This window comes from Flavobacterium sp. KY-23415 (assembly GCF_055384985.1).
In genome coordinates, this window is sequence record NZ_AP044001.1 from 4,566,526 (window position 1) to 4,592,187 (window position 25,662).

Genomic DNA, 25,662 nt, shown 5'->3' on the forward strand with positions numbered 1-25,662 from the left:
CTAAAAGTAAAAAATCGACACCTATTTGTCACTCCGACGCAAGGAGGAGTCTCATAATTAGCGCTATGTAATTTCTCCCTTTGGTCGAAATGACAAGATTACGGGCTTTTTTTGTACAGCCTCTTGTATATTCTTAAATTTTCGATTCGATATTCCCATTGTGAATGGAATCTCAGCGGTGAGCCTGTCCTGAGTCTATCGAAGGGTTCAACACGAGTTTACTTCACTTTTATTATTTGTGTTTTTGTGTTCAGTGATTATAATTCATTGTTCGTGCTTCGCACGCAACGACCCACGGAGTGAAGATGAATACCTATAAAAAACAATAAAAATTGATGAATAAACCTTAGCTGTTGTAGTGCGTTTTTATTTTTCATACTCACTGTAACTTATCCGCTTTTTATTTCCGATTGTGTCTACTTCTATTTCTCCGTATTTAAATTCAGTTGAGTCAATTTCTATGTTTTTCGGCAAATTATACTCTACATTAAATGAATAATCAGGTAAAAATCCGTCATAAGTATAATAGTATGAAATGCTGTCTGCATCCATTTGTAATTTTGGAAACCAATTAATTCTGATGATTTCTTGATATTCTTCATAAGTCAAATTATCAGCTTTTGTACCGTAGGCAAGTCCGTTTGCTGGTTTGATTTTCATTGCTAATTCATTTCTTAATTCTCTTTTTTGGATTCGATTTTCGTATATCTTTTTAGAGTAACTAAAATAAAGAAACGAAGAAACCAAGATTGTAATTAAAGTAGAAATTTGAATTCTTTTTTTGATGGATGTATTTCTTTTTCTAAAATATCCGATTGCGATTCTTATTCCGATTAGAGATAGTAATGTGAATCCTATTATTTTTAAAAATTCTATTGGTCGAACAAAACAATTAAAAGTCAATTCAACAAAGTCAGTCCAACATGCCAATAATCCACTTAGAATTATCAGATTTATTAATACAATTACTAAATATTTAGTCGATTTTCGAATCATTTTCAAATGCACTACAACGGTCTGTGGCTTGCTCTCAATAACGTTGCACCAACACCAAGCCATTACAAATATAACAAAACATTCCATTCAGCTGTGGATTTTCCTTCGGAAAATCCGGAAGTAGCCATTGAAGCAAACCGTTATTGTAGCTAGTTATATTTTTTCAACTTTTTTGTAATTCAAAAATATCAAAACAGAATTAATAATTATAACAAGACTTAGTATTAATGTCCCAAGCCAAAAATTGTTTTTTCTTCTTATTTTGTCTAGCTTATTATATTCACTTATTGAAATAATTTCCACATCACTATTTTTTAAATAGCAAATATTTGGATTTATTCTGTCATCAATAAATTGATTTAGTATTTTATTTTTGAGATTGTCTTTTGTTTTTTCGGAATAGTTTTTATTTATCCCAATTCTGAAAGTTTTATCAGGTTTAATTTCTGAAACCATTTTTTTATTTTCGATAATTTCATAAGGAATTCCAAGTATTCTGAAAGTCAAATTGGAATTATTTATATTAAAATAAACTATTTTAGAAGGATGTTTGCCTCCAATTGTAGTTTTATTAATATTTTTAAGTTCACTTTCGAAATATTCTACATCATTTTCAGATAATTCATTTTTTTTCCAATCATTATAAAGATAAACAATAAAATAAATTGAAATTAAAATTAAAAAAGCGCAAATAAAATTCGTTTTTATTTTATTCATTATGTTTTTCAATAATTAGCTACAACGGTTCGGCTATGAGTAGTTGCGTGGGTTAGCACTTAACTTTGCAAGTACACACCAAGTTAGAAATACCGCAGGAATTTCCAACTTGGTGTGTACTTGCATTTACTTATAGCAATTGTTGACTATCAGGCTTTATTTACTTTTACCTTTAAATTCAGTTTCAAGAAATTTTTGTTTCCATTCTCCATTTTCATAAACTCCTATAATAAAGTCGTATTTTTTTTCATCTTTATAAATCCACATTTCCGTAACAAATGTTCCTCCGTAATCATACATGTATTTCAAGTTTTTTTCTTCGCTCTCCACAGTTCCTTCTGTTAGATTGCCAAAAACATCGAACTCCCAAAACCTTATTTTTTTTAATTTCTCGTCATATTGTCTGATTCCGTGATTTCTTAAACCGAATTCAGTTTGTTCTTTATTCGTGAAGCCCAAGGATTCAACTATAACTATTTTGTTGTCTAATGAAAATTTCAAACTTATCTCTTGTTTGAATTTGCTTCCATCTCCCCAAGTTCCTTCTGCTTTCCAAGTGTAATTTTCCAATGATTTAAATATTGTCAAAGAATTATCTTGCGCCATTAATACAACTGGCATAAGAAAAAGTAGAATGATTAAATTTTCATAATGTTCTTTCAATTGTTTCAGCTTGCAGCCAACGTCAGTTTGTCTTAAAACCTCCGTTTATTTTACTTTGTGTTATAAATTGAAGTAAAAATAGCGGATTTAAGCTACACAAAAAACTTTTTTCAGGGAATAAGTTTGTATTGTAAAAAATAAAATAAGCTAAGAAAGCTTTAAAATGTCTTTTTGTAGTAAAAAATCAAGAGCTAATGTATCTACAAAAAGGTCAATAAGCCTGATTTGGTTGTTTTGTTCAATAGCTTCATCTATCGATAAAGCAAAAAGATGAAGTTGTTTTCTGTCTGTTCCAGTGATAAATTTCATATTTAAATATATGAAATTTCAGTAGAATACGCAACTATTCTTAGTGGTTTTTAATAGGGATAAAAAATCTTTAGAATAGGTTTTTAGACAGTTTGACGGTTTGCCGCTTGTAGCAGTTGCGAACTTCGGAACTGATTATTTTCCGTTAAAGATAAAATTTCTTGCGGAAAATAAACGTGAATTTAGTACAAAATTCGCAATTGTGCCAAACGTGTGTTAGCGGTTCGGCATTTTATTATAATTTTTGAGTATAATCAGTAAATATTTCTTCCAACTCTTCTGTCGGATGAAAACCCGATTCAGCTCTTCCGTGCACAAACAAACCATCTTCATAGGTTACTTCCGCAAGTGAATGAGGTAAATCTTTATCAGAAACTTTTTCTGAAAGTTTATCTAAAGGCACTGGTTCCCATTCTCCATCTTTTTGTTCTCGATATATGTAATTAGCCTTTGTCAATACAAATAGGGTTTGTTTGTCTTTAGAGAATCCACTTCTTACAACTATATATTCTCCATTATGGTTTCGGAAGAAAGTTGCTCCTTTTGTCAAACGTTCATTATATTCTGTCAATGGTTCACCCATAAACATTTGAGGAGTGCTTGGATATTCGTTTGGTTTATCCTCAAAATTGAAAACAATACGTTGTGCTGCATTGGGTGTTTTAGACATTATGTAATTTGGTCGTGTAACAATTGGACTTTCAACATTTTCTCGGCTAAAAATCCATTGTCCTAACGAACCTCCTTGTAATTGTTTATCACTTTTTGCCCAAGATTGCATTCGTTTTAAACTTATTTTTGCTTCTTCTACTGAAACAGCACACATCCATTCATAGTTTGGGTCTGAAAATTTGTCACGGAATTTTGAAGGTTCAGCAAGAAACGCTTCAAGACTTCCGCAAATAAGTTCAATTCGTCTTGCTGTAATTGGGTTGAGTAAAATGTTTTCTAATCTTGTTACCCAACGAAGATTTTCTGGTCGATTATTTTGCTTATTTGTATCAATATGGTCAACAACGTGTTCTTTTGTTGGTGGTTCGCTGTGAAATGCAGTTGCAACTATTCTGTGAACTCTAACAGAAGCAATTTCTAAATAACCTGACTTAATGTTTAGTTTTCCAAAAGTCCAATTGTTATCAGTAGGTCGAGCTCTTTTTCCTTCAATTGGATAGCGTAACACCGCTCCGTTGTCACGAACCGAATAATGTTCATTTTTGTAAACGCATTCTGTTTCTCTTTTAAAGTCTTTTAAGTCAACCATATTTACTTATAAAATATTTTAAAATGGGATTACTTTTTCGCAGTTTTCCAATGCTGACCGCTAACAACGTTCCCAGGCTTTACGTCTGTTGCGTTTTTTTAAGACTGACGATAACAAATATACCGAAAACTTTGAAAGATAAAACGTGAATAAAAAGAAAAAAGATAATCACTACATTTTCCAAATAAAACCCAAGCCTAGCAATAGCGTAAAACCTGTGTGCTTGTTGCACAACTCCACAAATATAACAATTAGAAAACATTAGAAAGAGTCATTTTTTGTAAATTTAAGTATGCAAGGAAGAAAAGAACTTACACCAAAAATGCTCTATCAAGTATATTTAACGGACTTGATTCCAGAGCATAATTTCTACAGATTATTAGATCAATCCATAGATTTTCAGTTTCTATATAAATCCACTAAGAAGTATTATGGACAAGAAGGACAAGAACTGCAAAGCATATCATCGAACACCATTGAAAAATAAAAGCTAAGTGAGATAAAGTATTGATCCAGTTGTCTTCTTTAAAATATGCTTAGTTGGTTATTTAAACAATATTAATTCCGATAGAAAACTCATAGAATATTGTTCCAACTGTTTAGATGTACGCTTGTTTATTCGTTATGATATTGATGAAGTTTTGCCTTGGCATAGTACTATAAGTAGAACTAGACAATTGTATGGAGAAGAGGTATTCATGGAGTTGTTCAAAAAAGTATTGTCCCTGTGTGTAACCAAAGGCATGGTTAGAGGTAAGCGACAAGCAGTTGATAGTGCTTTTATTAAAGCAAATGCATCTATGGATAGTCTAATTGAAAAAGAAGTATTAGATGATGCGGAATATTATGCAGAAGAACTTAATGAGAATAGTGAATATAAAGTAAGCCAAACCCGCAAGGATCTAGTAGAAGAACACCACAACTGGAAAAAAGAAGCTTACAAGAACATGCCAAAAGGTAGTCAGAAAGGAGATAAAACAAACGAAAACGGCAATTTAATTAGACCTAAATATGTGTCGAATCACACCCATTACTCACCAACAGATCCAGATGCTAGAGTGAGTGTAAAACCAGGTAAAGCTAGACAATTGAACTATTTTGGTCAACTCGCAGTAGATGATGCTTATCATGTCATTACAGGAGTATGTTCTGATTTTGCAGATAAACGAGATAGTCAGTGTTTGGAACAAATTGTGGAACTTACTAAAGAAAATTTACAAGAAAATAAGATAACACTAGGAGAAATTTTAGCTGATGGAGGTTATAGTAGCGGAGAAGCTTTAAAATACTTAGATGATAACAATATTGAAGCATGGATGCCTAATTTTGGACAATACAAACCAGAACGAGAAGGTTTTGTTTATGATAAAGAAAATGACAAATATACTTGCAGTCAAGGTATCGATTTACCTTATCGTAAAACCGCAAACTCTAGAAAAGGAGATGAATTTAAAGTCTATCGAAGCAGTAGAAAAGACTGTAAAAGTTGCCCATTAAAAGCAACCTGTTTAGGTAAATCACATGAGAAAACCTTTCGAGACACCATTCACAAACCGTTGTATGACAAGATGCATCAAAAACTTACTCAAAATGCTAAATATGCCAAACGAATGGTAAAAGTGAGGAGTAAAACGGTAGAACCTGTATTAGGCACGTTGATTAACTTTCTGAATATGAAGAAAATTAACTCACGGGGCATAAAACAAGCGAACAAGCATGTATTAATGGCAAGTTTAACCTATAACTTGAAGTCCACGAAGTTGCAGCAGAGCTAAATACTTACGTTTTACCATCAAAAAACCAAGTGTTTTAACCCAAGTTTTTTCCCTAAAACAAGGGAAGTGCTTTGCTTTTGTAAAATCGGTATTTACAGACTTCATAATTTCAAATTTAAGCACCCTAAATTTTTGAAATCTGTATAGGAACTAAAAAACAAACCTCGCTTAAAAGTGCTTAAACGAGGTTAGAATTTTATATTTTTTGAAATTTTATTAAAAAAATGATAGTTATGCAACAGTTACCATTGTTGTAAGGCGCTATTTATTCGGTTCGTAAATTCAATTTTATTGTCAACGTGCAATGCTAAATTCTTGTATTTTCGTTTAATACCATATAGTCCAGTTAGTTCGTTTTCTTGTTTTAACCTAATGATAATATTGTGGACTTCTAATTCTCCCAAAAATGATAGCTTCTGTGTTTCGTTGTTCAGTTTTATATCTTTTGACGAAATCTCAATGCTATCGATACTTTTTAAATCGATTGTTGTTTCGTTCATTATTCCATATTTAAGGTATAGTTTATCATCTTTAATTAATATTGGTCTTTTAGACATTGATTTTAAAAACCCAAGAAGCTGAATTCCAGAATAAATACTTAAAAAAGTCAAAAACCAAGCAACCGCAACATTCCATTTTTGAAGAAGAATATGTAAAACAATAGTTTCAATAGCAACAATGAAAATGATTGCAATTAGTAGTGAAATTGTTCCACTATCTTTATGGTAAGAGAATTCGTTTTCATTTAGTTTTCTTTTTTTCCAATAAATGAATCCATAGTAAAAAACAGCAATTTCTGTCACTACAGGAATAACTGCTCTTTTTGGAAGTACTTCGTAACAAGTGTTTTTTAGTGTTGTGAAAAAGTCAACTTCATCATTTTTGATTACTTTAAATCTCTTTATTGTTTTGGTAACATTATAAATGATATATGACACTATCGATAACTCAACTACTGGAAACATCCAAGTCTTAAATAGGTTGAGATAATATTGATTTTCTATTGGTAGTATTAAGGAACAGACTACCATTCCAATAATCAAAAAAGGTACAACTGTTGTCTTTGGAATACTCGTCTTTTTGATAAGCATAAAGTATATAACAGGAACTGTCAATAATAGGTCGAACGTAATTCCAATCGAGAGTGTATTTGGATTTGTTATAAAAATCGATGATTTCGCAAGAGCTATCATCATTCCAATAATCAATGTTGGTATTCCAAAGATTATTAGGTTTTTCTGAAGGTTTAATATTCTGTTCACAGGTTTGTTTTAATGCCTTACAACGTCAGTTTGTCTTAAAACCTCCGTTTATTTTTCTTTGTGTTATAAATTGAAGTAAAAATAGCGGATTTAAGCTACACTAAAAAACTTTTTTTCAGGGAAAAAGTATGAGTTATAAAAATTAAAATTAGTTAAGAAAGCCTTTAAAAAGTCTTTTTGTAGTAAAAAAACAAGAGCTGATGTATCTACAAAAAGATCAATAAGACTGATTTGATTGTTTGGTTCAATAGCATCGTCTATAGATGAGGCAAAAAGAGAAAGTTGATTTCTGTCTGTTCCAGTGATAAATTTCATATTTAAATATACGAAATTTCAGTAGAATACATAATTATTTTTAGAGGTTCTTAATAGGATAAATTTTTTTAAAATAGGCTTTTAGACAGTTTGACGGTTTGCGGCTACAAGTAGTTACGTAAACCATTACCAAGGCATAACAAATATAAACTTATTTTAGAAAATTCGGAGACACGAGCACAAAGTGCGAACTGGTGCAACAATTTTCGGAATTGTACTGAACTAGCCATTACTTGTAACCGCTGTTATAAGTAGGCCAAATATTTATCAGTTACAATTTTCAATCATCCCTTTCAAGATATCCATATTTTGGTTGTCTTCAATTTTGAATGAAGCAAATATATTTGTTGTTCCTTTTTCGACTTTTATACTTCCGCAATTTTTGCATTGATAAATTGTGCTTTCGTATTTCAATTTGTATCGGCTAATTATGTCTTGAATTACAATTGAGTTTGAGAGATTTTTATACACTTCTGAACTAAAATATTTTTCAGTCCATTCATCCCGACTGTCATTTTTCACAGCATTAATAAACGATTCAACATCTTCAGTATAATTTTCAGACTTTTCATAATCTTGGTCCCTAATAAAATAAGCTTTATTCTCTAAATTATCACTTTGGTCGACAATAGTATTTCCGCATATGCATCCTAATTTACTCATTTTTCTACGGTTTTTCAATGGCTTACTTATAACGTCAGTTAATCTAAAAACCTCCGTTTATTTTACTTTGTGTTATAAATTGAAGTAAAAATAGCGGATTTAAGCTACACTAAAAAACTTTTTTTCAGGGAAAAAGTATGAGTTATAAAAATTAAAATTAGTTAAGAAAGCCTTTAAAAAGTCTTTTTGTAGTAAAAAAACAAGAGCTGATGTATCTACAAAAAGATCAATAAGCCTGATTTGATTGTTTTGTTCAATAGCTTCATCTATCGATAAAGCAAAAAATGGAAGTTGATTTCTGTTTGTTCCAGTGATGAATTTCATATTTAAATATCATTGATGTCCGATAAAAATTAAAATCGGACTTTTTTGTTTTTTAATATTTTGTAAATCACTTTTTTATGTTTTCATTTTGTTAGTTTTCAAAAAGTAGGATTTAAAAAAACGACAATTGTTCTACCTCTGATTTTATTATTTTCCAGTCTTTTTCTGGGTTTTCTAAAAAATTCATTAATTGAATGTAATTGAAAAGATGAATTTTACAAAAACTAACTAAGTTTGAAAATGCCCAACTTCTTTTGAGTTTCTTTTGAATTACAGCTAGTAACAGATTTACAATTAAAACACAATAAATCTGTATTTTAATAGTATTTTCGTTATCTCCTAAAAAGTAACGTAATGGAAAATTTTGTTTTAACTGTTTAAAAACTAACTCAATTTGCCATCTAATCTTGTATAATCCAGCAATTAAATCAGCTCTTAATTCAAATAAATTGGTTAAAAACTCAAATTCTCGTTTGCTTTCTCTGTCATAAAAAGTAACTTTTCGTAATTTTAAAGAACTTACTTCTTTACTTTTTTTAACATCAACTTCTATAATCTCATCTTTCAAAACACCATTATGAATTCTATCTTCAATATCTAATTCTTCAATTTTTCGGTATGATGCGTTGTCTTTTATTCGGGTAACAAATCCTGTTTTTCCAATTGTAAAATTTTCAAAAACCTTATAATCATTGTAACCTTTATCGAAAACATAAATCGTATTGTCATCACATTTTAACTTCTCTAAAAAGCTATGATCATGTGTGGTGGCTGGACTAAACCAAACCAATTTAGGAACTATTTCATCTGCATTTATCACTGTATGGACTTTTATTCCTCCTTTACTTTTACCTTCTTTAGACTTACGACCAACACAATTCAAAATATTTTTAAATAAACTAATAGTGCTACAACTATTCTAACCTGTTTATTCAAAACATTTTTTATTCGGCTGTCCGATAAAACCGAACCATACTCATGCAACAGTATATCGTAAATTTCTTCAAAAAAATCAACCTTTCTATTCTTATTTGCATCTGACAAAGTACTTCTTTTGGGAATATGACTTAACTGAAAACTTTCTGTTTTTCCTGATAAACCAAGCATTGCTCCAGAAACTTCTCGTAGTGAATTACATTTAGCAAACGAACAAAAAAGCATACTAATCAAATGATTTTTACTCTTAAACCGTTTCACATACCTATCAGAATCGTGCTTTTTGACTGATTCTTTTATTTTTTTATCATCAATTAAAGAAATCAGCTGTCCGAAAACTGATTTACTAGAAAAATAACTACTTTTACTCATCGTTTTTTTGTTTTACAAATCTAAATTACGATAAGTTTTAAGAAGCCATTAATTTGGCTTCTTTTTTATCTTTTTTAGTCGGACAACAATGTTTAAATATATGAAATTTCAGTAGAATTCGCAACTATTCTTAGTGGTTTTTAATAGGAATAAAAAAATCTTTAGAATAGGTTTTTAGACAGTTTGACGGTAGGTATATGGTTAGTGCGCCTACCACAAAAGATTGAATTAAGCACTTACCTTCATTGGCGCATTAACTATATACAATGTTAGGCGTAGTTATTCTTAAGATATGAAAACTGAATTTAGTATAGATTATAACGCAGATACAATAGAAAAAGGAAAAGAGTATTTGAAATATAGATACAAACAACTTTTGAAGTTTGGTTACTCTGTAAGAGAAGAAATTATAGTAGAAGATAATTCAATAGTAACTTTGTATAATGACCCAAACAATGAAGGTTTTTGGGGGAGTGTTTATGTTTTAAAACAGTATAGAGGTAAACAGATTTTCCTAAAAAGATTACAGCAATTTATGATAGCCGTTGTAACACTTGAAGAATGTGGTTTGGAACAATATCTTGTAAGTAGGAAGATTAATCATAAAGTTTTAAGGCATAGTAAAGCTTATAAGCTAATTCAAAATGAGTATAAGGGTGAGGTAACGAAAAGAAGTGGAGTGCCTTTAATTTATCATATTGATGAAGGTGGTGCGATACTTGAAAAAATTAACTCTCGTGATGTTGTAAAAGATGCTTATTATTTACATCCTTTATTACAAAGTGATGAAATGTTTAATAAAAACATGGGTAATTCCTTTGATGCTATAGACAGTGAGGCATTAATTTTAGCGGTTGAATATCGAAGAGTTGCTAATAGTTATTTATCTACAATGAATATTAGTGAATTTGTGGGTTTCAGTTGTAATGAAGTGAAGGAAATGCTTATTGCAGATAAAATACAGAACTATAAGGATTTTATGAAATACCATCATGGAAAACATAAAAGAAGTAAAGAATTATTCCAATATTTTAATAATTGGTTTCACTTACTTGGTATTAATTATGAATCTGATTGGGGTTCTTTTAATTACGCCTAACGTCAGTTTGTCTTAAAACCTCCGTTTATTTTACTTTGTGTTATAAATTGAAGTAAAAATAGCAGATTTAAGCTACACTAAAAAACTTTTTAAAATGCATTTTTATCAAACATCGGCAATAGCTAAAATCAAATCTCTCTAAAAATTAATTTTATGGGTAAGGGAATTTATACTCAAAAGTGATGGAAAACACTTAAAAAAACACCTTGGTTTTACTCCACAAAAAAGAGGCTTATATGCCTCTTGAAATTTCTTCTAAAAACATAACAAAAACGCCATAGTGCTGGAATACAATAGATTACGTTCAACCACGGTTTACTTCACTTTTATTATTTGTGTTTTTGTGTTCAGTGATTATAATTCATTGTTCGTGCTTCGCACGCAACGACCCACGAAGTGAAGATGAATACCTATAAAAAAACAATAAAAATTGATGAATAAACCTTAGCTATTACCAGCAGTATCATTATTCTCTTTCCATATCGAATTCAGTATCTGAAATTTTTGCCTTGTAAATGGTTATTCCTTTTTCGGCAGCAAAAGCTCTTATTTTAGTTTCGGCATCATTGTCTATATTAACTCCTAATATGATTTCAGAGATTGCATTATGTGGAACTTTAAAAAGATAAATGTTGTAAGGTTCTTTTTCGAGCATAGTTTCGGATAAATTAAATGTCGAAATAACTCTCACTTCTTTTTCATACTCCCAATCAGTGCTTTTGGTTAAAAATGGCTCAAATGCTAGTGTTGGTTCTGTTAATGTAGTAGGGATTTTAACCCTTTTGTCAGAATAAGTGACGTCTTTAGTGTGTTTAGCAAAATTCGTGTCTTCACTTAAATAATCTTTGAAAAATTCATGCTCTGGATTGAAACCAACACAATAACCTTTATGTGAATTAGTATAATGCGCCCACATTAAGGAATTATTCCAACTTTTTGTTAGAGAAAGTATTCCAACTTCATTATTTATATTTTGATAAGCTTTTATAAAAGTATTTTCTATGTACTCATCATTATATTTTCCCACTCCATATTCTTCAAATTTTTTACTACCTCCAGAGATTATTTGCGTAATCAATTTTATGGCTTCTGTAAACTCACCTTTTTGTGGTTTTCGTGGTAGACACTCGAAAGGATCGTTTAAATCGCCGGCTTGAGTAAATCTCAACAATTCATTTTCAAAATAATTGTCTTTTTCTCTGATTGGTAAATACTTGTAGAATAACATAGGCGTGTCTGGATATTGCTGGTAACGGCAGTTTGTCTTAAAACCTCCGTTTATTTTACTTTGTGTTATAAATTGAAGTAAAAATAGCGGATTTAAGCTACACAAAAAACTTTTTTCAGGGAATAAGTTTGTATTGTAAAAAATAAAATAAGCTAAGAAAGCTTTAAAATGTCTTTTTGTAGTAAAAAATCAAGAGCTAATGTATCTACAAAAAGGTCAATAAGTCTGATTTGATTGTTTGGTTCAATAGCTTCATCTATCGATAAAGCAAAAAGTGGAAGTTGTTTTCTGTCTGTTCCAGTGATAAATTTCATATTTTGATATACGAAATTTCAGTAGAATACGCAACTATTCTTAGTGGTTTTTTATAGGGATAAAAAAAGCTTTAGAATAGGTTTTTAGACAGTTTGACGGTTCGGGTATTGTCGAAGGCGGGGATTTTTAGCACAAAAGTTCAATAGAAATACTACTGTTGAACCTTGCACAAATATCCAATCGAAGCCGTTCAGCCCCGCTTTTGGCAATACCTTGTTAGCGGTTCAGGCTTTTATCATTCTGCTATCCATTCAATATCTTTTTCAATTTTCGGATTCCAATTTTTCAGTTTCTGTCCGAGTAAATTGATTGAAGCAGGAACTGTCAATATATAAAATTCACTATAACTTTTACGTGGCTCTAATCTATTGTTGTCAATTTTTATTTGAATTGCAGTATGCCCATTGTTTTCATAGCAAAAAACACGAAGCAAAATATAATAAGCCCATTTTTGTCCTTGTTCACCAAGCTCGTATTTTATTTCTGTGCCAACTCTTTTGGGGAATAAGCAAAGTTCGCTTGCAAAGTCTTGAAACTCGTCTGCATAACCATAAAAATCAATACTTGTTGAGTTCACGCCATTGGTCAATTCAATTTGAAACTGAATAGTATCGTCTCCTTCGTCAATTGTAAGTAAAGATATTTTTATTCGTTGTTCAGTCATTAGTTTTTAGCTTCAAATTCAATATGTTCGTGTCCCTTTATTATTTCAAGTATAATGTCAAAAAGAGTTTGTCCGTTGTTGTCAGTTAGCTGTCTAAGTTTGTCTGTAAAGAATTGTTGATTTTCAGTTTTGTTTTCAGAAATTTTTCGTTCGTACCACTTCTTTGTTGCTTCAAGTCCTAAGTCTGATTTACTTTTTGAAAAAATTTCCCAAATCAGTCTTATTGGTTCTTCGTATTCATAAACTCCAAAACCACCACGAAGCAAATCATTAAATGCGTCTAAATTATGTCCTGTGTCCCAATCAAGGTCTTTTGTCAATATTCGGTCTTTTTCGTCATAAAAACTTTCCAAGTCTAAAAAATTGCTCCCGTTAATTATTATTGTCTGCTTGTTCATTCTTGTAGTCTTTTAGCCTGACCGCTAACGGTCTCGGCTATGCGTAGTGCGGGTTTTCAAGGCACTTCACTTTCCGTTTAGTAGTTAGTTTATTTAATGTAATTACTATCATATCAGCACTTTCGCCCGCATTACGTATAGCCATTGTTAGCGGTTCGGCTTTTTGTCATTTTTAGCCATCTCTTTTAATGGCTCTGATGCATATAAATGCTGGAAATTCATTTAGTTCTTTAAAGTGTTTTGGGTCCAACTGCTCAAATTCTTTTGTTGGTTTAGGTTCAACTAATTTGTCAATGTAAAAACCGTTATCTGTCAATGGTGTTATACACTCGTGTAATGGTCTTCTAAAACTGTTTACTTCAACTGGTTGTCCAAAACCTCTCCAAGTGCATTTTACATTTTCAATTTCAAAATATTTCTTTGACTTGAAATAATTGTATTCAAAAAAAGGATGCTCAATTGAGATTACAAGTGTTCCTTTGTTTTTTAAAACTCTATTAAATTCTTTGATAGTAAATGTCCAGTCTTCAATGTAGTGAAGTGCTAATGCACAAAGCACTATGTCACACGAATTATCTTTTATCATTGAGAAATTCGTAGAGAAGTCGTGAACAAAAAATTCCCCCTTGTTATTGTTCCTAATGATTGCTAACTCAACCATTCTTGGACTTATATCAAATCCTTTTACAATCGCTCCTTTATCAATTAAAATTTCAGCATATTTTCCAGGTCCACAAGCTACATCAAGAATTGTTTTTCCATTCACATCTGGCAATAATTGTAGGGTGTTTGGTCTGTCATAATATGCGTTGTGAGGTTTGTGGTCTATAAGTTCGTTATACTTATCAGCCATTGTTTCATAGGCAGAAATTATCTTTTCTTTGATCATTTTGTTTGTAGTTATGATGTCCTCAAGCTGACCGCTAACTTGTTTATATGTCTGACTTCGTCAGACCTATACAACAACCATTTGTTAGATAGGTCTGAAAACAGTCAGACTTTTTTCTTACCCAAAAATAATAATTATTAATTACAAATCATCAAAAGGGCTTTTTATTTGTTCTAACCTTTTTGTGCTCACATGAGTATATATTTCCGTTGTGCTACTACTATTATGACCAAGCAATTCTTGTATGTATCTTAAATCGGTACCGCTTTCTAATAAATGAGTCGCATAACTATGTCGCAACCAATGCAAGGTAACAGGTTTTGAAATTTTAGTTTTCTGCAATGTTTGTTTTAAAACACTTTGTAAACTCTTTTCAGAATATTTAACACCTTTATTTTGTCCTTCAAAGAGCCAAACCATAGGTTTGTATTGTACATAATACACTCGTAGCATTTCTAAAATTTTGTTAGACAAAGGTACCATGCGGTCTTTTTTTCCTTTACTTTGTCTAATGAGCACAATACCTCTTCTAGAATCAATATCTGTAGGTTTTAAATGCAATAATTCACTACGTCTTAAACCGCAACTGTAAATCATAGAGAGCATTGCTTTATGTTTTAGATTGCTGGGTGCTTCTAAAATGAATTTTATTTCTTCTTTACTCAAAACATTAGGCAATACTTTTTCTCGTTTGGGACGATGAATTTTATCAATAATCAATACTTCATTATGTATGGTTTTAAAATATAATTTGATTGCATTTACAATCTGATTTTGATAGGAAGTGGAAAATTTGTTTTTTAGAATGTGTTCATTGGTAAACCATATGACATCGTCATTCGTGATTCCTGAAACAGTTTTGTGAGTATAAAACGTTAAAAACGATTTTAGAGCATCTGCATAAGCTTTAATGGTATTTTCACTATACCTTTTCGATTGCAACCATTGTTTAAATTTTTCTAATTGCCGAATGCCTTCCTCCGATAGAATTGGAGTTGGAGGTATTTTAAAATGCACTCTGTTTGCTATAGTATCAGGCAAGTGCCAATATTTTTTAGAAGCACTCCATCTTGCTCCATCAAAAGTTTTAATACGAGCAATTAAACGTAGGTCTTTGTCAAAAAAAACAGCAATACGAGGTATTCCTCTGTGGGTAACTAATTTGGCTTTCCAATTCATTTTGTGTGGCTTATATACTTTCAAAAATACTATTTTTTTTACACCAAAACAAAACCAGAATAACCACACCCACAGCAATACAAACAACTTTGCAAACACAAACTTATTTGAAAATTTAAAAAACAAAAAAATAGCAAAAATGGGTTATTCACAAAAGTTGGAAAAGTAACTTTACGTAAACCAAAATTATGAGACCACAACCCACAAACACAACCTACAACCTACAACCTACAACCTACAACCTACAACCTACAACAGACAACAAAAAACAGAAAACAGACAACAAAAAACAGAAAACAGACAACAGAAAACAGACAACCCACAACCCACAACCCACAACCTACAACCTACAACCTACAACCTACAACCCACAACCTACAACAGAAAACAGACAACAAAAAACAAAACAAGAGACTACCCAAAAAAGTACTAAAGCTGTCATTTCAAATCAATTTTGAAATCCTCTACAGAAACTGAACCTACCTCAGCCCGACAAAACCATTACCTTTTGGATAGCCTCTTTAGCTATGCACTTATAGTACCTGTTAATTACTTAGCAGGAATATGCTCTAAAATTTCCAATACAAATTTCCAATATTTTTGAGCAGAAGAAATACTAGCTCTTTCGTCTGGACTATGCGCTCCTTTAATCGTTGGACCAAAAGAAATCATATCCATATCTGGATAATTTGTTCCTAATATTCCACACTCTAATCCTGCATGACAAGCAACAACATGCGCTTTGCTTCCATTTTGTTTTTCATAAATAGAACGTAACACATCTAAAATTTCAGATTTAGCATTTGGAGTCCAACCTGGATAACTTCCAGAGAAGGTTACTTCACAACCCATCAATTCAAACGCAGAACGCAAAGCATTGGCTAAGTCAAATTTTGCTGTTTCAACAGAAGAACGCGTTAAACACTGCACATTAAGTTGCCCTTCCCCTACAGTCACTTTAGCAATATTATTAGATGTTTCCACCAAATTATCAAAATCAGCACTCATCCTATAAACACCATTATGAGCCGTATATAAGGCACGTACTAAATAATACTGAGCCATAGGAGGCATCACTTTCTTAGGAGTAGTTGCCAATTTCTCAATTACAATCTGAAGATTAGGCTCCGTTGTTTTCAATTCTGTTCTAATCTCATTAATAAGATCTTGCATATCAAAAACAAAAGCCTCATCATATACCCCAGCTATGATAACCTCAGCAACACTTTCTCTTGGAATAGCATTTCTCAAACTTCCGCCCTTTATCGATGCTATCTGCAATCCAAAATTATCGAAACCATCAAAAAGTAAACGATTCATAATTTTGTTTGCATTTCCTAATCCTCTATGAATATCCATACCCGAATGACCTCCTTGCAAACCTTTCACAGTAATAGTATAGCCAACAGAAGCTTCCGGAGTATCTTCTTCGTCATATTCTGCTACAGCAGTAACATCTACCCCACCAGCACAACCAATATCAATCTCATCGTCTTCTTCTGTATCTAAGTTCAATAAAATTTGTCCTTCAAGCATTCCTCCTTGTAAACCCATGGCACCTGTCATACCCGTTTCTTCATCAATAGTAAACAAAGCCTCAATAGCAGGATGAGGAATAGTTGTACTTTCTAAAATTGCCATAATAGTAGCCACACCAAGGCCGTTATCAGCTCCAAGGGTTGTTCCTTTTGCTCTAACCCAATCCCCATCAACATACATTTCAATTCCTTGTGTGTCAAAATCGAAAACCGTATCGTTATTTTTTTGATGCACCATATCTAAATGAGATTGCATAACAATCGTTTTACGGTTTTCCATTCCAGCAGTCGCTGGCTTTTTTATAATAACGTTTCCAACGTGATCTTTTATCGTTTCAAAGCCTAATTTCTGACCAAACTCCATCATAAAAGCAATCACACGCTCTTCTTTTTTTGAAGGACGTGGCACCGCATTTAAATCAGCAAACTTGTTCCAAAGGGCTTTGGGTTCTAAATTTCTTATTTCTTGACTCATGCTATGTTATAGTTTCAAATTTATAAAGCGCAAAGTTACAAAGTTTAAATACTATACTAAATGATTTCTAATTATATTTACGTTTTTAATATTATGAGAATACAGAAAAAATACCTATTGTCAATTTTATTAATCATACAGATTATAATTGTAAAAACATTGTCGCAATTCCCTGAGCTAATTGAAACATGGTATAGCAAAGGTTTGTATCCCAAAATTGCTTTTTTATCTAGAAATCTATTAGGAGGAATTCCTTTTTCTGTAGGAGATATTATTTATTTTGTTCTAATTTTACTACTACTACGATGGATTTGGAAAAACAAAAAAGATTTTCTAAAAAACTGGAAAACTAATGCATTAACCATCTTAAATTGGCTTTCCATTTTATACTTTTCTTTCCATTTTCTGTGGGGCATGAATTATTACAGAATCCCTTTAGATAAAAAATTAAACATCAAAAAAGAATATACTGTTGAAGAACTAGAAGCATTTACTTTGAAAATGATTGCCAAAACAAATGCGTTGCAATTATTAATTACTCAAAACGACACTATAGCTGTTCAAATACCCTATTCAGACAATGAAATATTTAAGCTAGCTTTAAATGGCTATCAAAAAATGCCAAACGAACTCAAAGAATTTCAATATCAAAACAAAAGCATCAAAGCATCTTTATTAAGTTATCCCTTAAGCTATATGGGATTTGGTGGCTATTTAAACCCATTTACAAACGAGGCACAAGTAAACACCCTAAAACCAAAATTTAATTCTCCAATGACTACTTGTCACGAAATGGCACACCAAACCGGTATTGGCAGCGAAAGCGAATGCAATTTTATTGGCTTCATTGCTGCTATTAATAATGAAGACTTATATTTTCAATATTCAGCCTATAATTTCATAACGCGGTATTGCCTAGGAAATCTAGAAAAAATTGAAGAAGGAAAAAGTGAAACATTTAAAGAAAAAATAAACAAAGGCGTCATTAAAAATTTTGATGAAAATGAAGACTTTTGGAAAAGCTACCACACCCCTATTGATACTTTTTTTGAATATTTTTATGATAACTTCTTGAAATTAAACCAGCAAAAAGATGGACTAGAAAGCTATAGCAAATTTGTTGGGTTAATGATTGGTTATGAAAGTAAATTGTAAAAAAAAGGTGCCATTCAATAAATGAATAACACCTCAAACATACTAATTCAATAAATTTATTTCACAATTTTGTAAGACTCAATTGTTTTATTTTCATAAGATAAATTAACAATATACACTTGCTTAGCATTTAAATTTGTTTGAAACACATTTTGCTCTTGTGTACTGAAATTCATTCCAGAATAAGATTTCAACAACATTCCTAATAGATTATAAATTTGTACCTCTTCAACTTTATGATTAGACATAACAATCAAGTTATCATCTTTAAAATAAACAGTACTCTTATTCTTTAAATTATCTTCAAAGCCCGTCGCATCTAAATATTGCGTAAAACTAGTATTCACTTGAGTAAGCAATACTGCCGAGTTATTTTCTCTTGTATCTTGTGAAAGTTCCCATATCATACCGCCTGCCAAATTGTTTTGGATAATGAATTTACATTTTTCATCTATAGATTGCGTATCATCATAGCTCACAAATTGATGAGTCGTTTCATTATATAAATAAGGAACCTTGCAAGTATTGTCCCAATACCTAACCCAACCTGCTGCCGCAGCATTTGCATTTACATTTATGCCACCAGGCACTAAATAATGATGAGGATTGGTTCCCACATTTCCAGCCAAATCGCAAAACTCCACACTACCCGAATATTCACAAGAATACACATCCCAAGTGCCAATAGGTGGTTGAGGATTACACCACGCTGGTGTTCTTGGAGCAGAAACATAAAGCCCTGGAAGTCCTGGAACATTTCCATTATGAGCCACATTATCAAAAATTTTACCATAAAAAGGAAGCCCCATTACTAATTTAGTACTTGGAATTCCAACATTGTTCAACAACTCATTCACTAAAACATTTAAAGCTTGAGGTTTTGTTGCACTATGTAATGGATCATCTGTCACACCACTTGGATACAAAGGAGCATTATAGCATGTTTTGTCATACCAATTTCCTCCAAAATCATAACCAAAAAAAGTAATAAAATCACAATAAGTAGTCAAATCATCAGTCATACCACTAGGCCTATTATTAGTACCTATATATTGACTAACAACATCATTCACATTATTTCCTGCCGCTATAGTTAAAATTTTCCCCGGCATGGCAGTACGCATAGCTTGCAATAACCGAACAAGATTAATATGATCACTTGCAGTATGCGGTTGTGCAGGAACTAAACTTTGATTCACATATTCAGTTCCATCAGTCCCTCCTACTACTGGATATTCCCAATCAATATCAAACCCATCAATAAAAGGATAGGTAACTAAGAATTGTGCCATTTTTGCGGCCAATGCATCTCTGGCTATTTGATTTTCTGCCACATAGGGTAATTTCTGCGATTTTGTCCATCCTCCAATAGAAATTAAAATTTTCAAATGCGGATAGGCTGCTTTCAACTGTTGCAAATGATAAAAATTTCCTTTAATTGGAGCGTTCCAAGGAATACCCATTTCTGTATGGTCAAAATCCGCATAGGGATCTAAAGATAATAAGTTGGTGTTTTGAGGATTGTTAGGATCCCAAGTAACATCAAAAAAAGCATAATTTAAATGCGTTAATTTATTTCCATCTATATTCGGAATATTATAATCTCTACCATAAATTGCCCATTGCGCATAATAACCCACCACTATTTTATTGTGATTGGGTTGCGCTTGAATAAGGATTGAAAAAAAGAAAGCAATAGCAGTAATAAAAGTATTTCTCATCATAATGTTATAATTAATATTTTCAAAACTATAACATTATATTAAACCAGAACCGACTGCTTTCAGGGGTACTGCTTAAGAATATACTTAATACTATCAATCAAATTTTATCCCCCTTTCATTAAATTAACTAAATACTGTTACTAAAAGCAGATCACTTTCTTAAATCTCATCACTTGTAAAACTAGCTATTTGTTTCTTTTTATAAGGTCGAATAATTAAACGTGCTTCTCTATCAAAACGAATATAATTATAGACCCAGTTCAAAAACACAACCGCTTTATTCTTGAAACCAATTAATGAAAACAAATGCACAAACATCCAAACAAACCATGCAAAAACACCACTAAACTTATAGTTAGGCAAATCAACAACCGCTTTATTACGCCCAATGGTTGCCATAGACCCCTTGTCTTTATATTTAAAAGCTTGCATTTCTTTTTTACAAATTAAACGAACCAAATTTTCTGCTAACTGCCTTCCTTGTTGCATCGCAGGTTGAGCCATCATTGGGTGACCAAGCGGATATTCTTCCGTTGTCATTTGAGCAATATCACCAACTGCAAAAATATTCGAATAGCCTTCTACTTGGTTATATGGGTTCACTTTTATTCTTGCTGCTCTAGCAACTAAAGAATTAGCATCTAGTCCATCAATTAAAGCCCCTTGAACTCCAGCTGTCCAAATTACAGTTGCACAATCAAAAGACAAATCAGAATTGGTAGTTACCGTCTTACCATCATATCCTGTAACACGAATATTTTTCCAAACACTAACGCCCAATTTTATTAAAAACTCTTCTGCTTTCTCAGAAGCATATTCACTCATCGTATTGAGTATTCTATCACCACTTTGAATGAGATTAATTTCCATTTTTCGAACATCCAAATCTGGATAGTCTTTGGGTAAAATTGCTTTTTTCATTTCAGCTAGTGCACCTGCCAACTCAACACCCGTTGGCCCTCCACCCACAAGAACAAAATTCATTAAAGCGTGTCGTTCTTCAATATCATTAGTCAAAAGTGCTTGTTCAAAATTTTCAAGAATTAAACTACGAATATTTAACGATTGCGGAATGGTTTTCATAGCCATACAATTTCGCTCCATTTCTTTATTCCCAAAGAAATTAGTTTTGGATCCAGTTGCTAATACCAAATAATCGTATTTCAACTCTCCTATATCAGCTATAATTTTATTGTTTTTAGCATCAATTTCTTTAACATCAGCCAAACGAAAATAAAAATCATTATGTTCTTGAACCACTTTCCGAATAGGATAAGCAATAGAATCTGGTTCTAAACCTCCTGTTGCAACTTGATACATTAAAGGTTGAAAATTATGATAATTGTGTTTGTCTAATAAAACAACTTGAACATTTTTGTTTCTTAATTTTTTAGCTAAAGCAATTCCTGCAAATCCTCCTCCAACTATAACAATTCTCGGAAAACTACTTCGTGGTATATTCATCTTTTAATTTACTCTTTATAGATTTCAAAGATACAAAGATTTTAAATTTTAAATTAAGTTTCCTTTTTTTCAATTTTCTTTGTAACAAGAAATACAAAATGACTACTTATACGGTATGAACGAAACATCGGAAGAAAATTTTGTAAAGCAATTACAGGAAAATCAGAACATAATCCACAAAATTTGTAGATTATATACTACTGATGAAGACTCCCATAAAGATTTGTTTCAAGAAATAACAATTCAGCTTTGGAAAGCCTATCCAAAATTTAGAGGCGATTCTAAGTTTACAACATGGGCATATCGAGTAGGTTTAAATACCGCTATTACACTTTATAGAAAAAAGAAAAAAACACTTAACACTATAGAGTTTGACACTACATTTCACAGAGTTAAACAAGAAGATTACAACTTTGAAGAAGAAGAACAGTTAAAACTTCTATACAGTGCCATTAGCGAATTGAACGACATTGAAAAAGCGTTAGTTTTCTTATATCTTGAGGATAAAGATTATACCGAAATTTCTGAAACACTAGGAATTAGCGAGGTAAATGCAAGGGTAAAAATGAACAGAGTAAAAGGAAAATTAAAAAAAATATTAAATCCGTAAAACAATGGATGAATTAGATATATTAAAAAAAGACTGGAAAAAAAGAGAAAACGCTTTCCAGCAATTGAGTGAAGCAGAAATTTATAAAATGCTACACAAAAAATCCTCTTCCATCGTGAAGTGGATATTTATTATTAGTGTTTGCGAATTTATTTTCTGGGTTGGACTTTCATTCTTAATGAAACAAAATGAACAAGTCAATAAAATATATAAAACCGACGAATATAATATCATTACAATATCAGAAATTGTAAACTACATCATTTTATTATATTTTATATTTATTTTCTATAAAAACTACATCAAAATCAATGCAAACCAATCGGTTAAAGAATTAATCAAAAATATTTTAAAAACAAAAAAAACAGTACAAGTATATATCAAAGTTGTCTTATTCTATTCTGCAATACTAGCCATTTTCGCAAGTATATATCAGTTCAACTACGATCCACAATTACTTGAAATGTACCATCAGGTAGAAGAAAGCGGCTACAAAAACTTATTCATTATTTTATCTTTACTTTTCATCCTTATCTATATTGGCCTTCTTTCATTATTCTTATGGGGCTTCTATAAATTAATATATGGCATTTTGTTAAAGAGACTATATAAGAATTACGAAGAATTAAAAAAACTAGAACTTTAAAAAATTAAATCATGGTACGATTCATTATTGAAATAGCAAAATTTGCAATGATAACAACACTTTTTTTAGTTAGTTGTATCGTAAGTGCACAACAATTGGACAATAGTCTTTTATGGAAAATCTCTGGAAATGGTCTAGAAAAACCTTCCTATCTATATGGTACAATGCATGCCGTATGCGAAACAAATATAGATGACAAAGTAATGAATGCTTTCAATGAAACCAATCAACTTTATCTAGAAATTGATATGGACGACCCAAATTTACAAGCAACTATGATGAGTGGAGTAATGATGAAAGATGGTGTTACAATGACTTCATTAATTACAGAAGAAGAAGCAGAAAAACTAGATGCATTTTTACAGAAAAACGTTGGCTATCCAATAAAAATGTTTAACACTGTAAAGCCTTTCATCATTACTTCTATGTATCTACCAAAACTGTTGGATTGCCCAATGAAAGCTGTTGAAACAGAATTAATAGCAATTTCTAAGGAACAAAACGAAGAAGTATTTGGTTTGGAAACAATTCAAGAACAAATAGCTGTTTTTGATAAAATCCCATATAAAATTCAAATAGAAGAATTATTAAAATCCGTAGCATCAGATTTGAAAAAAGATAAAGAAGAAATGAATAAAATGCTGACTATTTATAAAAGTGAAAATATTGAAGCAATGTTAAACTTCACAAAAGAGTCAGATAACAAAATGATGACAGATTATGAAAATGACCTACTAATCAATAGAAATAAAAAATGGATTCCAGTAATTGAAAAAGTAGCCAAAGAAAACCCAACTTTTTTTGGTGTTGGAGCAGCACATTTGGCAGGAGAAAATGGCGTAATTAAACTACTACGAAAAAAAGGCTTTAAAGTTGAAGCTGTAAAATAGACAATAAAAAAGAGGCTGTCCAAAAAGTAAGGACAGCCTTTTTTATTTGTATTTTTTCTCTAAAATTAGTATCTTAGAGTTGAGACAAAAATACACAATGGCTAAGATAGTTTTTAAAAATCAAACAGGCAATTCTCCAGAGTTATTTCCTATCAATATTTTCGATAGAATACCGCAAAACCATCCAGTTCACTTAGTGGAACAAGTTGTTAATCAGTTAGATATAAGTGAAATATTGAAAAAATATAAAGGAGGTGGTACTTCAGCTTACCATCCAAGAATGATGATTAAGGTTTTGTTTTACAGTTATTTATCTAATGTATATTCTTGCAGAAAAATTGCAAAAGCACTTCAGGAGAACATTCATTTTATGTATATTTCGGGCAACTCGACTCCTGATTTTAGAACGATAAACGATTTTAGGGGTAAAGTTTTAAAAAATCATATCCAAACTCTTTTTGCAGAAGTAGTAAAAATGCTTGTAAAAATGGGATATGTTAGCTTAGACATTCAGTATATTGATGGTACAAAAATAGAATCCAAAGCTAATAAATATACTTTTGTATGGAGAGGTTCCGTTGAGAAATATAAAGAAAAACTAGAAATTAAAATTAATCATATTCTATCAACTATTGAAAACAGTATTCAATCTGATAATCAAGAACTAAATATAGAAGAATTACCAAAATCGATTGATTCAGAAAGTTTAAAAGAAAAGCTTTCGATTCTTAATAAAAAACTCAAAGAACCTACCAAAAAACAGGCAAGAGAATTGCAAAAACTTCAAGAGGAACATCTTCCAAAGCTTGAAAAATATGAAAAAGACTTGGTTACAATGGGAAACAGGAACTCCTATAGTAAAACAGATCCCGAAGCTACCTTTATGAGAATGAAAGAAGATCATATGAAAAACGGTCAATTAAAACCTGCTTACAATCCACAAATATCTACTGAAAACCAATTTATTACACATGTTTCTATTCATCAAACAACAAATGACACTACAACCTTAAGTTCTCATCTTGAAGGTTTTGAAAAAGCCTATCAAAAACAGAGCAAGGAAATCGTTGCAGATGCAGGTTATGGCAGTGAAGAAAATTATCAAATGCTTGAAGAAAAAAAGGCTGATGCTTATGTTAAATACAACTATTTTCATCAAGAACAAAAAAGAAAGATAAAAAACAATCCTTTTCTTGTTCAAAACTTATTCTACAACGAAGAACACGATTTTTATGTTTGTCCAATGGGGCAAATTATGCAAAAAACAGGAGTAGGAAAACGTGAAACCAGTACTGGATATGAATCACAAATTACATATTATCAAGCCAAAAGATGCCAAGGATGTCCTTTACGAAGTCAATGTCATCAAGCAAAAGGTAATAGAATTTTATCAGTCAATCATCGATTAAATGAATTAAAAGAAAAAGCAAGAAAGCTACTAATGAGTGAAAAAGGACTAAAACATCGAAGTAAACGTCCAATAGAGGTAGAAGCAGTTTTTGGTCAACTTAAAAGCAATAATAAATTCAATCGATTCACAATGAAGGGTTTAAAAAAAGTAACATTAGAGTTTTTACTAATGGCCCTTGGACACAACTTTAGAAAAATGAATGCATTCAAGACAGACTTGCCAAAATTTGTTTTCAAAACCAAAATTCACACTTATCTAGCCTATTTTAAAACTAAAATTTGCCTTGTTAAAGTAACTCAAAGTTATTTTGCTATTATTTTTTCTTCAAAACAAAATAGCTTAAAAATAGCTACATAAAAAAAGCTGTCCTTTTCGGACAGCCCC

Annotated in this window: 29 protein-coding genes; 9 read left to right on the plus strand and 20 right to left on the minus strand. The window is 31.3% G+C overall.

Annotated elements, in window-relative coordinates; translation table 11 throughout:
- Positions 1-366: 366 nt before the first annotated feature.
- The 5 genes from ACZ49Z_RS20040 to ACZ49Z_RS20060 all read right to left on the minus strand — a co-directional run bounded on the left by ACZ49Z_RS20040 (position 367) and on the right by ACZ49Z_RS20060 (position 3,946).
- Positions 367-996: a hypothetical protein gene (locus ACZ49Z_RS20040; RefSeq protein WP_464306064.1), complete on the minus strand. Its 630-nt coding sequence runs from the start codon at positions 994-996 to the stop codon at positions 367-369.
- Positions 997-1,149: 153 nt separating this feature from the next.
- Positions 1,150-1,713: a hypothetical protein gene (locus ACZ49Z_RS20045; protein ID WP_464306065.1), complete on the minus strand. Its 564-nt coding sequence runs from the start codon at positions 1,711-1,713 to the stop codon at positions 1,150-1,152.
- 156 nt (positions 1,714-1,869) lie between these two features.
- The gene (locus ACZ49Z_RS20050) at positions 1,870-2,334 is read right to left on the minus strand and encodes a hypothetical protein (RefSeq protein WP_464306066.1); all 465 of its coding nucleotides are present in this window, start codon (positions 2,332-2,334) and stop codon (positions 1,870-1,872) included.
- Positions 2,335-2,523: 189 nt separating this feature from the next.
- The gene (locus tag ACZ49Z_RS20055; RefSeq protein ID WP_464306067.1) at positions 2,524-2,685 is read right to left on the minus strand and encodes a hypothetical protein; all 162 of its coding nucleotides are present in this window, start codon (positions 2,683-2,685) and stop codon (positions 2,524-2,526) included.
- Positions 2,686-2,920: 235 nt separating this feature from the next.
- Entirely contained in the window at positions 2,921-3,946 is a 1,026-nt protein-coding gene (locus tag ACZ49Z_RS20060) for an HNH endonuclease signature motif containing protein (protein WP_464306068.1), read from the minus strand.
- Between the two features lie 292 nt (positions 3,947-4,238).
- Here ACZ49Z_RS20060 and ACZ49Z_RS20065 point away from each other — a divergent pair, with 292 nt between their 5' ends.
- Entirely contained in the window at positions 4,239-4,433 is a 195-nt protein-coding gene (locus ACZ49Z_RS20065; RefSeq protein ID WP_464306069.1) for a hypothetical protein, read from the plus strand.
- 70 nt (positions 4,434-4,503) lie between these two features.
- On the plus strand, positions 4,504-5,721 hold the full coding sequence (locus ACZ49Z_RS20070) for a transposase (RefSeq protein ID WP_464308085.1): 1,218 nt from the start codon (positions 4,504-4,506) through the stop codon (positions 5,719-5,721).
- Positions 5,722-5,963: 242 nt separating this feature from the next.
- Here ACZ49Z_RS20070 and ACZ49Z_RS20075 read toward each other — a convergent pair whose 3' ends face one another.
- The 6 genes from ACZ49Z_RS20075 to ACZ49Z_RS20100 all read right to left on the minus strand — a co-directional run bounded on the left by ACZ49Z_RS20075 (position 5,964) and on the right by ACZ49Z_RS20100 (position 9,593).
- Positions 5,964-6,983 carry a hypothetical protein gene (locus tag ACZ49Z_RS20075; protein ID WP_464306070.1) on the minus strand — a complete coding sequence of 340 codons (1,020 nt, stop codon included), beginning with the start codon at positions 6,981-6,983 and terminating at the stop codon, positions 5,964-5,966.
- Positions 6,984-7,073: 90 nt separating this feature from the next.
- Positions 7,074-7,298: a hypothetical protein gene (locus tag ACZ49Z_RS20080; RefSeq protein ID WP_464306071.1), complete on the minus strand. Its 225-nt coding sequence runs from the start codon at positions 7,296-7,298 to the stop codon at positions 7,074-7,076.
- 267 nt (positions 7,299-7,565) lie between these two features.
- Positions 7,566-7,961, minus strand: a complete 396-nt coding sequence (locus tag ACZ49Z_RS20085; protein WP_464306072.1) for a hypothetical protein — start codon at positions 7,959-7,961, stop codon at positions 7,566-7,568.
- A gap of 99 nt (positions 7,962-8,060) precedes the next feature.
- Positions 8,061-8,285: a hypothetical protein gene (locus tag ACZ49Z_RS20090; RefSeq protein WP_464306073.1), complete on the minus strand. Its 225-nt coding sequence runs from the start codon at positions 8,283-8,285 to the stop codon at positions 8,061-8,063.
- A gap of 112 nt (positions 8,286-8,397) precedes the next feature.
- Positions 8,398-9,168, minus strand: coding sequence for an IS4 family transposase (locus ACZ49Z_RS20095; RefSeq protein WP_464306074.1), 771 nt, complete (start codon positions 9,166-9,168; stop codon positions 8,398-8,400).
- Positions 9,165-9,593 carry a DUF4372 domain-containing protein gene (locus ACZ49Z_RS20100; RefSeq protein ID WP_464306075.1) on the minus strand — a complete coding sequence of 143 codons (429 nt, stop codon included), beginning with the start codon at positions 9,591-9,593 and terminating at the stop codon, positions 9,165-9,167. The genes ACZ49Z_RS20095 and ACZ49Z_RS20100 overlap by 4 nt, the downstream gene beginning before the upstream one ends.
- Before the next feature lie 292 nt (positions 9,594-9,885).
- Here ACZ49Z_RS20100 and ACZ49Z_RS20105 point away from each other — a divergent pair, with 292 nt between their 5' ends.
- Positions 9,886-10,692: a hypothetical protein gene (locus ACZ49Z_RS20105; protein ID WP_464306076.1), complete on the plus strand. Its 807-nt coding sequence runs from the start codon at positions 9,886-9,888 to the stop codon at positions 10,690-10,692.
- A gap of 466 nt (positions 10,693-11,158) precedes the next feature.
- Here the strand turns inward: ACZ49Z_RS20105 and ACZ49Z_RS20110 are convergent, their stop codons facing one another.
- From ACZ49Z_RS20110 to ACZ49Z_RS20135, 6 genes are all read right to left on the minus strand, one after another.
- Complete coding sequence (locus tag ACZ49Z_RS20110) at positions 11,159-11,920, minus strand: DUF2971 domain-containing protein (RefSeq protein ID WP_464306077.1); 762 nt, start codon at positions 11,918-11,920, stop codon at positions 11,159-11,161.
- A 152-nt stretch (positions 11,921-12,072) separates the two neighbouring features.
- Positions 12,073-12,234, minus strand: a complete 162-nt coding sequence (locus ACZ49Z_RS20115) for a hypothetical protein (protein WP_464306078.1) — start codon at positions 12,232-12,234, stop codon at positions 12,073-12,075.
- 236 nt (positions 12,235-12,470) lie between these two features.
- Positions 12,471-12,899 carry a hypothetical protein gene (locus ACZ49Z_RS20120; RefSeq protein ID WP_464306079.1) on the minus strand — a complete coding sequence of 143 codons (429 nt, stop codon included), beginning with the start codon at positions 12,897-12,899 and terminating at the stop codon, positions 12,471-12,473.
- Positions 12,899-13,297, minus strand: a complete 399-nt coding sequence (locus tag ACZ49Z_RS20125; protein ID WP_464306080.1) for a barstar family protein — start codon at positions 13,295-13,297, stop codon at positions 12,899-12,901. Before ACZ49Z_RS20125 ends, ACZ49Z_RS20120 begins: the two co-directional genes overlap by 1 nt.
- 172 nt (positions 13,298-13,469) lie before the next feature.
- Positions 13,470-14,186, minus strand: coding sequence for a class I SAM-dependent methyltransferase (locus ACZ49Z_RS20130; protein ID WP_464306081.1), 717 nt, complete (start codon positions 14,184-14,186; stop codon positions 13,470-13,472).
- 141 nt (positions 14,187-14,327) lie between these two features.
- Entirely contained in the window at positions 14,328-15,365 is a 1,038-nt protein-coding gene (locus ACZ49Z_RS20135) for a tyrosine-type recombinase/integrase (RefSeq protein ID WP_464306082.1), read from the minus strand.
- A gap of 188 nt (positions 15,366-15,553) precedes the next feature.
- On the opposite strand from ACZ49Z_RS20135, the gene ACZ49Z_RS20140 reads away from it, so the two are divergent.
- The gene (locus ACZ49Z_RS20140) at positions 15,554-15,823 is read left to right on the plus strand and encodes a hypothetical protein (protein WP_464306083.1); all 270 of its coding nucleotides are present in this window, start codon (positions 15,554-15,556) and stop codon (positions 15,821-15,823) included.
- Between the two features lie 91 nt (positions 15,824-15,914).
- On the opposite strand, the gene ACZ49Z_RS20145 is transcribed toward ACZ49Z_RS20140, so the two are convergent.
- Positions 15,915-17,378 carry an aminoacyl-histidine dipeptidase gene (locus tag ACZ49Z_RS20145; protein ID WP_464306084.1) on the minus strand — a complete coding sequence of 488 codons (1,464 nt, stop codon included), beginning with the start codon at positions 17,376-17,378 and terminating at the stop codon, positions 15,915-15,917.
- 93 nt (positions 17,379-17,471) lie between these two features.
- Between ACZ49Z_RS20145 and ACZ49Z_RS20150 the strand changes: the two genes are divergently transcribed.
- A complete protein-coding gene (locus ACZ49Z_RS20150; RefSeq protein WP_464306085.1) occupies positions 17,472-18,533 on the plus strand; it encodes a DUF3810 domain-containing protein in 1,062 nt (353 codons plus the stop codon).
- A 56-nt stretch (positions 18,534-18,589) separates the two neighbouring features.
- On the opposite strand, the gene ACZ49Z_RS20155 is transcribed toward ACZ49Z_RS20150, so the two are convergent.
- Together ACZ49Z_RS20155 and ACZ49Z_RS20160 are read right to left on the minus strand one after the other, a co-directional pair.
- Entirely contained in the window at positions 18,590-20,257 is a 1,668-nt protein-coding gene (locus ACZ49Z_RS20155; RefSeq protein WP_464306086.1) for a glycosyl hydrolase family 18 protein, read from the minus strand.
- 159 nt (positions 20,258-20,416) lie between these two features.
- On the minus strand, positions 20,417-21,721 hold the full coding sequence (locus ACZ49Z_RS20160) for an NAD(P)/FAD-dependent oxidoreductase (protein ID WP_464306087.1): 1,305 nt from the start codon (positions 21,719-21,721) through the stop codon (positions 20,417-20,419).
- A 115-nt stretch (positions 21,722-21,836) separates the two neighbouring features.
- On the opposite strand from ACZ49Z_RS20160, the gene ACZ49Z_RS20165 reads away from it, so the two are divergent.
- From ACZ49Z_RS20165 to ACZ49Z_RS20180, 4 genes are all read left to right on the plus strand, one after another.
- The gene (locus tag ACZ49Z_RS20165) at positions 21,837-22,331 is read left to right on the plus strand and encodes an RNA polymerase sigma factor (RefSeq protein ID WP_464306088.1); all 495 of its coding nucleotides are present in this window, start codon (positions 21,837-21,839) and stop codon (positions 22,329-22,331) included.
- 4 nt (positions 22,332-22,335) lie between these two features.
- Entirely contained in the window at positions 22,336-22,977 is a 642-nt protein-coding gene (locus ACZ49Z_RS20170; RefSeq protein WP_464306089.1) for a hypothetical protein, read from the plus strand.
- 11 nt (positions 22,978-22,988) lie between these two features.
- On the plus strand, positions 22,989-23,867 hold the full coding sequence (locus ACZ49Z_RS20175; protein WP_464306090.1) for a TraB/GumN family protein: 879 nt from the start codon (positions 22,989-22,991) through the stop codon (positions 23,865-23,867).
- A gap of 97 nt (positions 23,868-23,964) precedes the next feature.
- Complete coding sequence (locus tag ACZ49Z_RS20180; protein WP_464304835.1) at positions 23,965-25,635, plus strand: IS1182 family transposase; 1,671 nt, start codon at positions 23,965-23,967, stop codon at positions 25,633-25,635.
- The last annotated feature ends 27 nt before the right edge of the window (positions 25,636-25,662 follow it).